Raw genomic sequence first — 15,249 nt, 5'->3', positions numbered from 1 at the left:
AAAGGGATTCCCGGTTGGGAACCCCTCCATCCTGCTGTATGACGGTCATGGGCTCATGCTTCCATAAGAAGCTCCCATTCCGCGTATACTTCATCAAGAGCCGCCTTGGTTGCATCTAACTGCTCCTGAATGGACTGGACACGTACGTAATCATTAAATACATCGGGCTCAGTTAGCTCCAGTTCACGGGCAGCTATCTCTGCTTCCAACTCTGCAATTTGCTTCTCGATTTGCTCCAACTTCCGTTGGCGCGCACGTTCTTCACGCTTCGACTGCTTGTCTGCTTCATAAGCGGCTGATCCCGTAGGAGCTGTTTCTAGCTTGCTATCTACAGTGCCGCTTTGGAATGAGGCAGGTCTGCTTGGCTGTACAGATTTTGAGGAGAGCAGTTCTTTATCTTCTTCCAACTGTTGCTTCTTCTCTACATAGTCGTCATAATTTCCTAGGAAATGACACGTTCCTTCTGCACTCATTTCGACGATCCGCTCAGCCATTTTGTTCAAGAAATAGCGATCATGGGATATGAAGAGCAGCGTCCCTTCATAGTCAATGAGTGCAGATTCGAGAACCTCTTTGCTGAATAAATCCAAGTGGTTGGTCGGCTCATCGAGAATAAGGACATTTGCTTGCAGGAGCATTAGCTTGGCAAGTGCAACTCTAGCCTTTTCTCCTCCGCTTAGAGATGCGACTTTCTTCTGTACATCATCTCCGCTAAATAAGAAGCTTCCGAGAACCGTTCGAATGCGAACTTCCTCCATATGCGGATAAGCAGACCATACTTCTTCTAGCACTGTCATATTCGGGTTCAAATTCGTCTGTTCCTGATCATAGTAACCAATTGAAACATTTGTACCCCAGTTGATTTGTCCTGCTAAAAGATCATGTTTGCCGGTCAAAGCTTTCAGCAGTGTGGACTTGCCAATTCCGTTAGGTCCTATAAGTGCAACCATTTCCCCGCGCTTCAATTCGAAGCCGACATTACGGAATAATGGCGGGTTATTTCCATAGGATGCGGCAGCTCCATCCACTTTAAGTACATCTTTGCCGCTCTGTCGCACGATCTCGAAGCTAAAGCTTGCACGCTTCAAATCACCTAGCGGCTTATCGATCCGTTCCATCTTCTCAAGTGTTTTGCGGCGGCTTTGAGCGCGCTTTGTTGTGGAGGCGCGAACGATATTGCGTTGAACAAAGTCCTCGAGCTTGGCGATTTCAACCTGCTGCTTTTCGTATAGCTTTATTTGTTGCTCATACTCAGATGCCTTCAACTCAATATACTTCGTATAATTACCTGTATAACGCTTTGCCTGATGGCGTTCGATCTCGATTATCGTTGTTACCATCGCGTCCAGGAAGTAGCGGTCATGAGATACAACAAGGACAGCGCCAGGATAGGAACGCAGATAAGCCTCGAGCCATGTAAGGGTGTGAATATCCAAATGGTTCGTTGGCTCGTCCAACAGAAGCAAATCAGGCTGCTGGAGCAGGATACGAGCAAGTGCAAGTCTGGTCTTCTGTCCGCCGCTTAAAGTATGAACGTGGACGGCGTGAGGATCCATTTGGCCGAATCCCATTCCATGTAGCACACTGCGTACACGCGTTTCCATTTCATAGCCGCCATGCTGACGGAACCAGTCTTGCCGTTCCGCATAACGACGCAAGGTTTCTTCATATCGAGATTCATCCTCGGCTATCGCTGGATCTGCGATTAGATGCTCCAACTCCCGCAGTTCCTGCTCAGCCCCGGTAAGGTGAGCGAATACGGACATCATTTCTTCCCAAATCGATCGTTCCGAATGGAGACCGGTATGTTGGGCAAGATAGCCGATGCGAGTCTCCTTCGATTTGTATATGATGCCGTCGTCGGGTGTCAATTCTCCAGCAATCAGTTGTAGAAGCGTGGACTTGCCGGCACCATTTACTCCAACCAAGCCTATCCGCTCGCGTTCTAAAATTTGGAATGTAATGTTCGATAACACGGGGGTAATCCCGTAACTTTTACATATGCCGTTCGCTTGAAGCAGCATCGGTATCTCCTCCGTTTTGGGCAAACTAACATGTCTAAAGAGGTAGTTCAATCAATGAAGAATGTGGCATCCCAGACTGAACATATCCCTTTAAGTTTACATGAAAATGCGAAAAAGTGCGAAATCTTTACGTTTCCCAATATCTAATATAGAGTGGTGCGACAGTTAGTGCGAATGATTGTGTATAGCTGGCGGAAATGAAGCAAGGATGGTAAACTAAGGTTGAAAATGGTGAAAACAAGTGAAAATGCGAGTAAATGAGCATACATAGGTGATATACAAAACGAAGAGACTTTGCATTGTCCGAGGAGGGAGTTCAATTGGAGTCCACGGCAGATAAAGGCATACTTCGAGAACGATTCAAACAACGCCGTAAGGCGGTAATGGAGAAAGAATATTTTATATCCAGTACAGGGGCATGTCAGCTTGCTTCTGCTTATTTCATGCAGCTTCGAGCACAATTGAAGCGTCCACTTCGCATTTTTGGCTATTGGCCGTTTGGCAGGGAGTTGGACATAAAGCCATTGCTGACAGAATGCTTGCATGCCGGAGACAACATTTACTTGCCGCGCACGGTTCCATCTACTAGAACCATGACACTGCATCGTTGGGATAGCGAGACGAGGCTAATAGAAAGCAACTTTGGCCTTCATGAACCAGAACCCCAGTCAGGCTTGCTGCTAGTTGAAGAATGGGGAAGCCTTGACGTTATCATTGTTCCCGGAATTGCTTTTGACCGCACAGGGGGCAGACTCGGACTAGGGGCAGGCTATTACGATCGATTTTGGCAGACTTTTATGGAACAGGGTATGCATAATCAAAAAGACGAGGAGAATTTTTCTGTTGTACGGATAAGCTGCATCTATTCTTGGCAGATTACGGATGAAGTGCCAATGGAGCCACACGATATTGGTGTCGATCTGCTCATCTCCGAACAAGGCATTATTTTTTGTGAGCAAAGAAGGATTTTGGGGGAAGAACTCGAATTTGGATTGCAGCAGCAACCTGTTTACCATATAGAGCGGAAAGACGAACCCCTTTGAATAATGAAGAAATAGAGGGATATATCCAGTATATTGGTGAATAAAAGATGATTCCATAAACTTGGCGTGGCGATGGCGGAAGGAGGAGTGAACATGCTTTGGAAAGTGGCGATTTTAACAGCAAGTGATAAAGGTTCACGCGGCGAGCGAGAGGATACCAGCGCACAGGTTATCCGTGAACTGGTGGAAGAAGAGCTGCATGGTGAGGTTGTAGAGTACCGAATTGTGCCTGATGAGATTAACGATATTTCTGCATCATTAATTGAAATGGCAGACTATTTCCAAGCAGACTTAATTATTACAACGGGAGGCAATGGATTGGCTCCGCGAGATGTAACTCCTGAGGCGACAATGAAGGTCGTCGATAAAGAGGTACCCGGTTTGGCAGAAGCTATGCGATATGCAGCGATGCAGCGAACCCGCAAAGCAATGCTGTCTCGTGCCGTATGCGGGATTAGAGGAAAATCACTTATTATCAACTTGCCAGGAAGCCCTAAGGGTGTTCATGATCATTTGCTGGCGATTATTGATCAGCTGCCGCATGCTTTATATGCAGTAAGCGGGAATCTGAGCAGCGCGGATGAATTCGAGTGATTTGCCGAAACTGGAACGATTTTCATAAATTTGTTACAGTTCATTGGTATTTTCTACATATCTAGTATGTTATGATGAATATCATAGCATTTTATTTTATAGGGGCGATGAAAGGTGGAGTTACAAGGTGTTTAACGGAATCGGCGTTTCAGGTGTTCTGTTGCTGTTGATTATTGCCTTGTTATTGTTCGGACCGAATAAACTTCCTGAGCTGGGGCGCGCATTTGGCCGTACATTACGTGAGTTCAAAGCAGGTGCACGCGATATTATGGGGGATGACGAAGAGTCTAAGCCTGTGCGTAAGGAAGTGCAGCATGTAGAAGTAGAAAAGTCTGGACAGCCTTCGCCAATGGCTTCGACGACTAATTCCGAGTCTCAGCGGCGCTTGCCGGAGTAATGCTTCGTTGGTGTCACACCAATTGCTGTGACGCCTAATGAAGATTGCAACAATGAGATGAACAGGCTGGTGTAGGAATGTCGATTGAAAAGGAAGACCAAATGACGATAGTCGAGCACATTGTCGAACTGCGCAAGCGGATTGTTCTGATTCTAGTGGCTCTTGTTGTCGGACTCGTAGGCGGGCTTATCCTTGCCGATCCGATATATAACTATTTGCGAAGTGTCGAGCCAGCCAAAAATATGCCGCTGCATGGCTTCTCTCTATGGGATGGAATCAGCATTTATATGAAGTTTGCCTTTATTGTTGCTTTGGCAATTACGCTGCCGATTACGCTGTATCAGTTATGGGCTTTTGTCAGTCCAGGCCTGAAAGCAGCAGAGCGGCGCGCGGCACTTCGTTATGTGCCCTTCGTATTTTTGCTGTTTTTATTAGGGCTGTCATTTGCCTATTTTGTAGTCTTTCCGATGGCTTTTGAATTTACCTCATCGATTAATAAGCATATGGAGCTGCAAGCAACGTACGGAATTACGCAATATTTTTCGTTTATGTTTAATATTCTGCTTCCGATTTCGTTGTTATTTGAGTTGCCGGTAGTCATTATGTTTTTGACGCGAATTCGATTGTTGAATCCGCTGCGTTTGCGCAAGATGCGCCGCATTGCTTATTTTGTGTTGATCGTATTAGGTACGATGCTGTCTCCGCCGGATATTATCTCAGACATTTTGGTGTCGATCCCTCTTCTCGTACTGTATGAGTTAAGCGTGTTCTTGTCTTCGATCGTATATCGTAAGCAATTGGCAGAACAGCAAGCATGGGAAAAGGAATTCGATGAATCAGCAGACGCTACAATCGCCTAAGTCATAAATGCAGGCTAGAGAGAGTGTGATCAGAATTGCACTCTGTCTACCTGCATTTTTTGTTGGTAAAGACAGGACTTCATGCACTATGAGAGTAGGTTGCATATAAAAAGTTAAAAATTTTTAAGCGAATACCCCCTTGCATTCGAAAGTTAAAATCAGTATCATAAGAATTGTTATTAGCACTAACCACTATCGAGTGCTAACACATTACAATATTTGATGTGAAGCCATTGTCTGTACATAACGGGCGACGGATTCTTCACTTTATAACTCTTGTTTAAAAAGGAGGCTATTTTTCATGATCAGACCTTTAGGTGAACGCGTATTGATCGAGGCAATTGCGAAGGAGGAAACTACAGCTTTCGGAATCGTATTGCCGGACACTGCCAAAGAAAAGCCGCAAGAAGGCAAAGTTGTGGCAGTAGGTAACGGAGTGTGGAAAGACGGCCAACGTGTGGCTTTGGAAGTAAAAGAAGGCGACCGCGTGCTGTTCTCCAAATACGCTGGAACTGAAATCAAATTTGAAGGCAAAGAATATTTGATTATGAAAGAAAGCGACATCCACGCAGTAATCGGCTAATAGAGCCGTAGAGCGTATGCGCTCATTTTGCAATCACATGATCAGGTTCCTGAGTGGGAACCGCTGAATCACATACATGAAAATGAACGAATGAACATATTGATACGAATTGAGGAGGGTTTCACTAATGGCTAAGGATATTTTGTTCTCTGAAGAAGCACGTCGTGCGATGCTTCGCGGTGTAGATGCTTTGGCAAATGCGGTTAAAGTGACGCTTGGACCAAAAGGTCGCAACGTTGTATTGGAGAAGAAATTCGGTTCTCCGCTTATCACGAACGACGGTGTAACGATCGCGAAAGAAATCGAGTTGGAAGATGCATTCGAAAACATGGGTGCACAACTCGTTAAAGAAGTAGCTACAAAAACAAACGACGTTGCTGGTGACGGTACAACTACAGCGACTGTTCTGGCTCAAGCAATGATCCGCGAAGGCTTGAAGAACGTTACAGCTGGCGCGAACCCAATGGTTGTTCGCAAAGGTATCGAGAAGGCTGTGAAAGCAGCGGTTGAAGAATTGCACAGCATTGCGAAGCCAATCGAAGGCAAGCAAAATATTGCTCAAGTTGCGGCAATTTCTGCAGCTGACGAAGAAGTTGGTACGTTGATCGCTGAAGCGATGGAGAAAGTCGGCAAGGATGGCGTAATCACTGTCGAAGAATCCAAAGGTTTCAATACAGAGCTTGAAGTGGTTGAAGGTATGCAATTCGACCGTGGATACATCTCTCCATACATGATCACAGACACTGACAAGATGGAAGCTGTTCTGGACAACGCTTATATCTTGATCACAGATAAGAAAATTACGAACATCCAAGAAATCTTGCCTGTACTTGAGAAAGTCGTTCAACAAGGCAAGCAATTGGTTATCATCGCTGAAGATGTTGAAGGCGAAGCGCTTGCTACATTGGTAGTGAACAAATTGCGCGGTACATTCACTTGCGTAGCTGTTAAAGCTCCTGGCTTCGGTGACCGTCGTAAAGCAATGCTGCAAGATATCGCTGCATTGACAGGCGGCCAAGTGATTACAGAAGAGCTCGGCCTTGAATTGAAATCGACTACGATCGATCAATTGGGTACTGCTCGTCAAGTACGCGTAACAAAAGAGAACACAATTGTTGTTGATGGCGCTGGCAACAAAGCAGACATCGACGCACGTGTAAACCAAATCCGCACGCAATTGGAAGAAACAACTTCCGAGTTCGACAAAGAGAAGCTGCAAGAGCGTCTTGCTAAATTGGCTGGCGGCGTAGCAGTTATCAAAGTTGGTGCGGCTACTGAAACAGAATTGAAAGAGCGCAAATTGCGCATTGAGGACGCTTTGAACGCGACTCGTGCAGCAGTTGAAGAAGGTATCGTTGCTGGTGGCGGTACTGCGCTTCTGAACGTATATAATGCAGTTGCAGCTGTAAAAGCATCTGACGACGAGCAAACAGGCGTGAACATCGTCTTGAAAGCTCTTGAGTCCCCAGTTCGCACAATCGCTGACAACGCTGGCCAAGAAGGCTCCGTTATCGTTGAGCGTTTGAAAAACGAAAAAGTTGGCGTAGGCTATAACGCTGCTACAGGCGAGTGGGTTGACATGATCGCTCAAGGTATCGTTGACCCTGCGAAAGTTACGCGCTCCGCGTTGCAAAACGCAGCTTCCGTTGCAGCTATGTTCTTGACAACAGAAGCGGTTATTGCTGACAAGCCAGAGAAAGAAAAAGCCGGCATGCCTGATATGGGCGGCATGGGTGGCATGGGCGGAATGGGCGGCATGATGTAATAGAATCATTTTCGAAGTTAATTCGAAGATGAACGACCGCGCTTTAGCGGAAGATTCTATTTCTGATTGAATGACTCACGCTCAATGGGGTAACTTTATCGCATCGGGTTACCATCCCACCTTACAAGAGGCAATCTAGGTAACACACCGGATGAAAGAGGCTTCTCATACGTTCTTTTAGAACGTCATGGGAAGTCTTTTTTATAGCCTTCGTCCCGAGTTATTCATTTTCCGAACTCCTTCAATTTTTAAAATTACAAAAAAATGGTGTTGACAAACGGTTTTATAAGTTCTAAGATTGTCAGTAATCTAATATTGAATAACCCGATGAAAGAGCGAAGTAGCAATATTGTCCCTGTTCTCAGAAAGCCAGGGGTTGATGCGACCTGGTACACACAATGAATTGCGAATTACACTCTGGAGGTTCTTAGGTAACGCTAAGCGGATTGGCAATCGATATCATTGCCGAGAGTGGTATGAATAGTGGCTGCAGCACTGTTCATGCAAGCTGGGTGGTAACACGGTTAATTAATCGTCCCTATGTCTACAATAGACAAGGAGACGATTTTTTTGTTTTTCTAATCCATTTTTTATAACATATAAAATTACACCGAGGAGCTGAATCACAATGATGAACATTATCGATGAATTGGAATGGCGCGGCGCCATTAATCAACAAACGGATGCGGAAGGTTTGCGTAAATTAACAAGCGAGAAATCGATATCGTTATACTGCGGTGTTGACCCTACTGGCGACAGCATGCATATCGGACACTTGATTCCATTTATGATGCTGAAACGATTCCAGCTTGCGGGACACCGTCCAGTAATCTTGATTGGTGGAGCAACAGGCACAATCGGTGACCCAAGTGGCCGTACAACAGAACGTACCTTGCAGACGATGGATCAAGTACAGAATAACGTAGATGCGCTGACTGCACAAATGAAAAAGCTATTCCTGAACGAAGGCGAAACGGGTCTGCGCATGGTGAACAACTACGACTGGACTCATAACGTAACGATTCTTGATTTCCTTCGCGACTACGGGAAAAACTTCAGCGTCAACACGATGCTGGCAAAAGATATCGTAGCGAGCCGTCTCGACACAGGGATCTCCTTCACTGAATTTTCGTACCAAATTCTTCAGTCGATGGACTTCCATCACTTGTTCGTCAATGAAGACGTTCAATTGCAAATCGGCGGCGCGGATCAATGGGGTAACATTACAAGCGGTCTGGATCTGATTCGCAAAAAAGAAGGCCCAGAAGCCAAAGCATTCGGCTTGACGATTCCGCTCATGCTCAAAGCAGATGGTACGAAATTCGGTAAAACAGCAGGCGGTGCAATCTGGCTTGATCCGAACAAAACGACTCCATTCGAGTTCTACCAGTTCTGGGCAAACCAAGACGACCGCGATGTAATTAAATACCTGAAATTCTTCACTTTCTTGACGAAGGAACAAATCGACGAGTTGGAAGAAAAGGTGAAAACAGAGCCGCATAAGCGTGAAGCACAACGTGTGCTTGCTGAAGAAATGACGAAATTTGTGCACAGTGAAGAAGCATTGGTACAAGCTCAAAAAATTACAGCTGCTTTGTTCAGCGGAGATATCAAAGCGCTGACTGCAGATGAAATCGAGCAAGGCTTCAAAGACATGCCGACATTCCATGCTTCTAAAGAAGAGAAAAATATTGTAGACTGGCTCGTTGATCTTGGTATTGAACCTTCCAAGCGTCAAGCGCGTGAAGATATTACGAATGGCGCCATTTCCATGAACGGTGAGAAAGTAACAGATCTCGAGATGACAGTTACCGTAGACAATTCCTTCGACGGCCGCTTCATCATCATCCGTAAAGGGAAAAAGAGCTACAGCCTCGTGAAGTTGGGAGAATAGCTGCTACAGCTATTCTCTTTCCTTTATCTCCTTTATGTAGGGGGCGGGATAACCAAATGCCAGAATTATGGAAAAAATCGCTTCAAAGCGCTTATGTGAATCATCGCATTATAACAGCTGTTAATCGAGAAAAGCAGGTTAACTGGCTCATCGTCGAGCTTGGACTTGCTGATGTGGCTAGCGAACGGATAAATAAAGAGTTAGATCGGATGTTAATTGGATTCAATCGCTTGTGCAAGTACAAAAGTGTGAAGCAAGCATCGCTTGGTTACTTTCGTATGTTGGATATCGTGAGCGGGGAGAATGTATGCCATCCCACAATTCACATTTTGCTGCCAACGATTAAGAGTTACTTTCAAGGCAGATATTATATTAAGGCCGAGTCGTGGCTTGCCTTGTGGTGCAAGGCAATGGATATGGATTCTACGGATAATGTGACTGTGAACGTGAAGGTCGTAAGTGCGAAGGGAGAGCAACAGACGGTTATTCGTAAGATGGATCAAGGATTAAGCAGGCTGGTAGAGGATACAGGTCAACGAAGACAAATTCAGAACGAATCAAGTATCCATCTCGCATCGCGTCGGCTTATCGGGTATAGCAGAATGATGAAGGAATATATGGAAAGGCTGAATCCTGCTGTCGTGGTCGATATAAATCAGTATGATACAGAAGATACGATTGCGAATGCTGTATTTGAAATAATGCTCGATTGGTACCCAGGAATACGACATGAAAATGAGCGCATTCATCCATTCATAAACGGAATTTGAACGAGAATAGCAAAATGAGAAGAAGCAATTAGATAGAAGGATCGGATTTGAAATTTATCCGATTCTTTTTTTGTTCTATGGAGCATGTAACTGTTTAATAAAAACTGGATGTAGAGGGGGAACATTCAAATCAAGCTTTGCGCAACGAGCGTTTTTTTGAAAAAAACAAAAGAAAGAGATAAACAATCGAAAAGTTAGCTATGATTTATTTCACAACTAAAATATGACGATTGTCATATCAAACAAAGATTAGAGTTTATTTTAACGCATAGATCAGTCTATTTTTCAATGAAGGATTACCAAATTAAACCTGTTCGTATGTCTTCCAAATGATTCAATTGTTTCAATGGAAATTGATAAATATTTGAAATGGAGAAGGGATTATCAATTTCTGAGAGATTCACCTTTCTCTATCATCCATGTAAGCTTATCCTCCATGATGTATAAGTATTCCCTTTCGATTTTTCCTCAATCGCGATTTGCCATTCCAGATTTGTCCTCAATTGCGTTCAACCTTACGGAATAAGAACAAGTTCCACAACGCATGATAGTGATATCGCATGGTAGGCAACCAGCCCCTAGGTGTGATCTCATTTCATCATGGAAAGGATGTGGGGCCAATCACAAAAGATAGATAGTAGAATTGATGAAAAAGGAATCATATAAAAATACCACAAAACGCATTTATATTCATGAATTCACCCTGAAAATGCTTTTATCTATAGAAGCGCAAAACCTTTAAAGCCTTCATCGAATTGCTGGAAAAAGCTTTAAAGTATCTGTTAACAAGATTTTGGAAAATGACGAAAAAACCTTATGTGACAAGGTGTTGAATCGAATTGACAGAACAAAAAAATGAGGCGTATACTGACGGTGCAAGTTAATCGATTAACAAAACTATATAAATAATTCCATATGATCAAGGGGTGAGCTCGAAGCGTTTCAATTGATTTCCTATAGTTTCAATTCATACCTTATTCATTGATTTGAATAATTTAGGAAGATTGAAAAGGTTAGACAACTGAGAGAAAGAAGGATAGATCTATGGCCAATTCAAAAAAATTGACGCTGTTCGGGTTGATTGGTATCACGATGGCGTTCTTTGGTACTGTTCGTAGTGTGCCGACACTTGCCGCCACAGGCTGGACTCAAATCTTTTATATGTTGGTTGCAGCCGTATTATTCGCCTTGCCAATCGCGTTGATGTCAGCCGAGCTGTCAACAGGGTTCCCTGAAGAGGGCGGGCCGCAAGTATGGGTTAAAAATGCGTTAGGCGAGAAATGGGGCTTCGTTACCTCATGGCTCTTATGGGTACAAATGTTCTTCGGGATGGTAATGGTCGCATCCACAGTAGGTGTTCTATTCGGATACGTTATTAATGTTCCCGATTTATCATCAAACAATTACTTCATATTCGCAGTTATCCTAATTTCATATTGGGGCGTAACATTATTGAACTTAAAGTTCGATATGGTCAAAATTGCCGGTAACTGGGGCGCGATTATCGGGGTATATATCCCATTCGTTATCCTCGTTATCCTTGGCGTAGCGTATATGATGAAAAACGGCATTCGTCCTGAAGGATATTTGAGCAATTTCAAAGCAAGCGACTTGCTGCCGAATCTAAGTGATTTGGGAAGCTTGGCATTCTTGTCTGGTATCATCTTTATCTTCGCAGGTGTAGAGATTTCTTCTGTTCATGCGAATAACATTGAAAATCCGAAACGCAACTATCCGATCGCGGTAATCGCTTCCGTTATCCTGCTCGTTATTTTCAACCTGATTGCAGGTCTTACAGTAGCGAACGGTGTTCCAATGGGTAAAATGGAGCTTGCGAACATTACGCAGCCTTACCTGATCTTCTGTGAAGACTTAGGTATTCCATCCATCTTCGTTAATATTATTTCGGCCATGATTCTTATCGGTGTACTCGTTCAGTTGAGCGCATGGGTACTTGGACCAAGTAAATCGATGATCAAGGTTGCAGAGGATGGTAACTTGCCTCCATTCTTCCAAAAGAGAAATAGTAAAGGCATTCCGATTTCGTTCGTATTGATTCAAGCGATTGTCATCTCGTTAGTTTCCGTTCTTTATATTGTAGTACCAGATGTTAACAGTGCATTCTTGATTATCACGATTACAACAACAATTCTCTATTGTATCGTATACGCATTGATTGCAATGTCGGCAGTTCGTCTTCGTTACAAAATGCCGGAAGTCGAAAGACCTTTCCGACTTGGCAGCAAAGGCAATGGCTTGATGTGGTTCGTATCCTTGTTGGCCTTGCTTAGTGTAGGCATTACATTGGTTGTCAGCTTGATTCCGCCATCTGTCCTGGATCCAAGCCAAGCAACGGGTTACATCATTTATCAAGTTAGTGCAACTATCGTTATGGTGGGTATTGCCCTTATCATATATAAATTCAAGAAGCCAAGCTGGAAAAAAAGTGAATAATTTCACAGTTTGAACCTTCAGCAATCATTTTCAGTAATTCATTTATTCGATTTCATACACATCGGGAGGAATAGAACATGAACTATCAAATTCCGGAAGTTAACTTGAAAGCATTGTTCCTTGGCTCTAAAGGCGAGAACGTTAATCTTTTCAAAGAAGTATTGAATAAAATTGTGGACGAGCATGTTGGCTGGAGACAAAACTATCAACCGCAAGATTTGCCAGTCATCTCTCCTTTCGATAAAAGCTCTCAAAGCTTCCAAGATACTGCAGATCATATGCGCAGCGTATTCGACCAATTGTCTTCTAAGCTTCGTTCCGAATCGTTGCCATGGCATACAGCAGGTCGCTTCTGGGGTCATATGAACTCCGAAACATTGATGCCAGCGATTATCGCTTATACAGCAGCAATGCTGTGGAACGGTAACAACGTAGCCTATGAATCTTCTCCAGGTACATCCCAAATGGAAGAAGAAGTGGGACATCAATTGTGCAAAATGATGAGCTATCGCGAAGGACAAAGCTGGGGACACATCTGTGCTGACGGTTCCATCGCGAACTTGGAAGGTCTCTGGTATGCACGTAACATCAAATCTTTGCCGCTTGCTATTAAAGAAGTCGCACCTGAGCATGTAGAAGGCAAATCCGAATGGGAATTGCTCAACATGCCTACGCAAGAAATTATGGACATCTTGGACAAAGTTCAAGATAAATTGGACGATATCAAAGCAAAATCCGCACGCAGCGGCCGTTATTTGAACAAGCTTGGTAAATGGTTGATTCCACAAACAAAACACTATTCCTGGCTGAAAGCAGCCGACATTATCGGTATCGGCTTGGATGCAGTTGAAGCAATCGATGTAGACAGCACTTATCACATGGATATTGAGAAGCTGGAAACACGCATTCGTCAACTGGCAGCAGAAAATACGCCAGTCCTTGGGGTTGTTGGCGTAGTCGGAAGTACAGAAGAAGGTCAAATCGACCATATTCATAAAATGGTTGCTCTTCGCGAAAAATTGGCGAAAGAAGGCATCTACTTCTATATCCACGTTGATGCAGCTTACGGCGGATATGCACGTTCTATCTTCTTGGATGAAAATGATCAATTCATCGAATACAACAAAATCGATGAAGTATTCAAGAAACACAATGTCTTCACAGATATGAACTTGAAGAACGAATGGCTTACAGAAGACGTTTATGAAGCATTCAAGGCAATGAGCAAAGTTGAATCCATTACAATTGACCCGCACAAAATGGGCTATATCCCATATTCTGCAGGTGCAATCGTTATTCAAGATATCAGAATGCGCGACGCGATTTCTTACTTCGCAACCTATGTATTCGAGAAGGGTGCAGACATCCCAGCATTGCTTGGTGCGTACATTCTCGAAGGTTCCAAAGCTGGTGCTACAGCAGCGGCTGTATGGACAGCGCACAAAGTATTGCCGCTTAACGTAACAGGATTTGGTAAGTTGATGGGCGCAAGCATCGAAGGTGCTTACCGCTTCTACAACTTCTTGATGGACAGAACATTCAACGTGAATGGCAAAGTGATTAAACTTCATCCGTTGACTAAACCAGACTTCAACATGGTTGACTATGTATTTAACGAAGAAGGCAACACAGATTTGGAGAAAATGAACAAATTGAACCATGACTTCTTCGACTATGCTTCCTATGTGAAGGGCGGATTGTACAGCAACGAATTCATCACTTCGCATACAGACTTCGCAATTCCTGACTATGGCAATAGCCCATTGGAATTCGTCAACAGTCTTGGATTCAGCAGAGAAGAATGGGATCGTGTTGAAAAAGTTACAATCCTTCGTGCTTGTGCCTTGTCTCCATATGCTCATGACAAAGACGTATTTGAAGAATATGCGCTTAAGATTGAGAAAGCGATTCAAGACAAGCTTGAAAAAATCTACATGTACGAAATGTAAGATTCAAATTTATAAAATGGGATGCGTAACAATCTTAGGTTGTTGCGCATTCCTCTTTATCCAAGGGGTGCCGGATATGACAAACATCAAAAAGGTATTAACGGTTGCAGGTTCGGACTCTAGCGGCGGCGCTGGATTACAAGCGGATCTTAAGACTTTTGAAGAATACGGAACATTTGGCTTCTCAGCTATTACATCCATTGTAACCATGGATCCAGATAAGAACTGGCATCACGCTGTATATCCTATCGATCCAGAACTGGTGCGCGACCAGATTAAAACCGTACTCTCTGGGGGCAAACTAGATGCGATGAAAACAGGCATGCTCGGCTCGATTCCCGTAATCGAGTTGCTTAGAGAAGTTATTGATCAACACGATATCGCGAATGTCGTCATTGACCCTGTTATGGTGTGCAAAGGCGAAAACGAAGTTGTGCAGCCGGAAAACAGCCAAGCCATTCGAGAGCTTTTACTACCTAGAGCAACGGTTGTGACGCCGAATTTGTTCGAAGCGGGACAATTGGCAGGCATGCGCAAGGTAAGTACCTTGGACGACATGAAGGAAGCCGCGCATAAGATCTTCGAACTTGGGGCAAAACACGTTGTAATTAAAGGCGGCAAGGCGTTAGAAGATCAGAAAGCAATTGATTTGCTGTTCGATGGTAAAGATTTCACGCTTTATGAGGCGGATAAACTGGCAGCAAACCATAATCATGGGGCAGGCTGTACGTTTGCAGCAGCGATAGCGGCTGGTTTAGCCAAAGGTATGCTGGTCAAGGACGCTGTAGCAGCAGCCAAGCAATTTGTTACAGAGGGGATTCGAGGCGGATTTGCCTTCAACCAGTATGTAGGCCCTGTATGGCATGGTGCGTACAATAAGGCTGAACAACGCATGAATCGCTAAGACAGCATGATA

General features: G+C 44.0%; 12 protein-coding genes and 1 other annotated feature. Of the genes, 11 read left to right on the top strand and 1 reads right to left on the bottom strand.

From position 1 onward, the window contains the following. Positions 1-53 precede the first annotated feature (53 nt). A complete protein-coding gene (locus NO352_RS18190) occupies positions 54-2,024 on the bottom strand; it encodes an ABC-F family ATP-binding cassette domain-containing protein (RefSeq protein ID WP_005542544.1) in 1,971 nt (656 codons plus the stop codon). A gap of 320 nt (positions 2,025-2,344) precedes the next feature. Between NO352_RS18190 and NO352_RS18185 the strand changes: the two genes are divergently transcribed. The 11 genes from NO352_RS18185 (at position 2,345) to pdxK (ending at position 15,237) form a co-directional block, all read left to right on the top strand. Then, positions 2,345-3,067 (top strand): 5-formyltetrahydrofolate cyclo-ligase, encoded by a 723-nt coding sequence (locus NO352_RS18185; RefSeq protein ID WP_005542543.1) that lies wholly within the window; start codon positions 2,345-2,347, stop codon positions 3,065-3,067. A 93-nt stretch (positions 3,068-3,160) separates the two neighbouring features. Next, positions 3,161-3,661: a MogA/MoaB family molybdenum cofactor biosynthesis protein gene (locus NO352_RS18180; protein ID WP_005542542.1), complete on the top strand. Its 501-nt coding sequence runs from the start codon at positions 3,161-3,163 to the stop codon at positions 3,659-3,661. A 127-nt stretch (positions 3,662-3,788) separates the two neighbouring features. Then, entirely contained in the window at positions 3,789-4,058 is a 270-nt protein-coding gene (locus tag NO352_RS18175) for a twin-arginine translocase TatA/TatE family subunit (protein WP_005542541.1), read from the top strand. Positions 4,059-4,135: 77 nt separating this feature from the next. Further along, positions 4,136-4,918: a twin-arginine translocase subunit TatC gene (tatC, locus tag NO352_RS18170; RefSeq protein ID WP_005542540.1), complete on the top strand. Its 783-nt coding sequence runs from the start codon at positions 4,136-4,138 to the stop codon at positions 4,916-4,918. Positions 4,919-5,219: 301 nt separating this feature from the next. Further along, complete coding sequence (gene groES / locus NO352_RS18165) at positions 5,220-5,501, top strand: co-chaperone GroES (RefSeq protein ID WP_005542539.1); 282 nt, start codon at positions 5,220-5,222, stop codon at positions 5,499-5,501. A gap of 127 nt (positions 5,502-5,628) precedes the next feature. After that, positions 5,629-7,266 (top strand): chaperonin GroEL, encoded by a 1,638-nt coding sequence (gene groL, locus NO352_RS18160; protein ID WP_005542538.1) that lies wholly within the window; start codon positions 5,629-5,631, stop codon positions 7,264-7,266. A gap of 318 nt (positions 7,267-7,584) precedes the next feature. After that, positions 7,585-7,809, top strand: a binding site (T-box leader). A gap of 88 nt (positions 7,810-7,897) precedes the next feature. After that, positions 7,898-9,160, top strand: coding sequence for a tyrosine--tRNA ligase (gene tyrS, locus NO352_RS18155; RefSeq protein ID WP_040735453.1), 1,263 nt, complete (start codon positions 7,898-7,900; stop codon positions 9,158-9,160). Positions 9,161-9,216: 56 nt separating this feature from the next. Beyond that, positions 9,217-9,930, top strand: a complete 714-nt coding sequence (locus NO352_RS18150) for a protein rep (RefSeq protein ID WP_289356371.1) — start codon at positions 9,217-9,219, stop codon at positions 9,928-9,930. 1,044 nt (positions 9,931-10,974) lie between these two features. Further along, positions 10,975-12,384 (top strand): tyrosine-tyramine antiporter, encoded by a 1,410-nt coding sequence (gene tyrP, locus NO352_RS18145; protein WP_163975037.1) that lies wholly within the window; start codon positions 10,975-10,977, stop codon positions 12,382-12,384. Between the two features lie 77 nt (positions 12,385-12,461). Continuing rightward, positions 12,462-14,333 carry a tyrosine decarboxylase gene (tdc, locus tag NO352_RS18140; protein ID WP_289356369.1) on the top strand — a complete coding sequence of 624 codons (1,872 nt, stop codon included), beginning with the start codon at positions 12,462-12,464 and terminating at the stop codon, positions 14,331-14,333. A 76-nt stretch (positions 14,334-14,409) separates the two neighbouring features. Continuing rightward, positions 14,410-15,237, top strand: a complete 828-nt coding sequence (gene pdxK / locus NO352_RS18135) for a pyridoxine/pyridoxal/pyridoxamine kinase (RefSeq protein ID WP_289356367.1) — start codon at positions 14,410-14,412, stop codon at positions 15,235-15,237. Positions 15,238-15,249 lie beyond the last annotated feature (12 nt).

It is taken from the genome of Paenibacillus sp. S-12, from assembly GCF_030363895.1.
Lineage (GTDB): Bacteria > Bacillota > Bacilli > Paenibacillales > Paenibacillaceae > Paenibacillus_B > Paenibacillus_B alvei.
The sequence above is the reverse complement of the archived record's forward strand: the minus strand, read 5'-3'. Positions and strand labels throughout refer to the sequence as shown.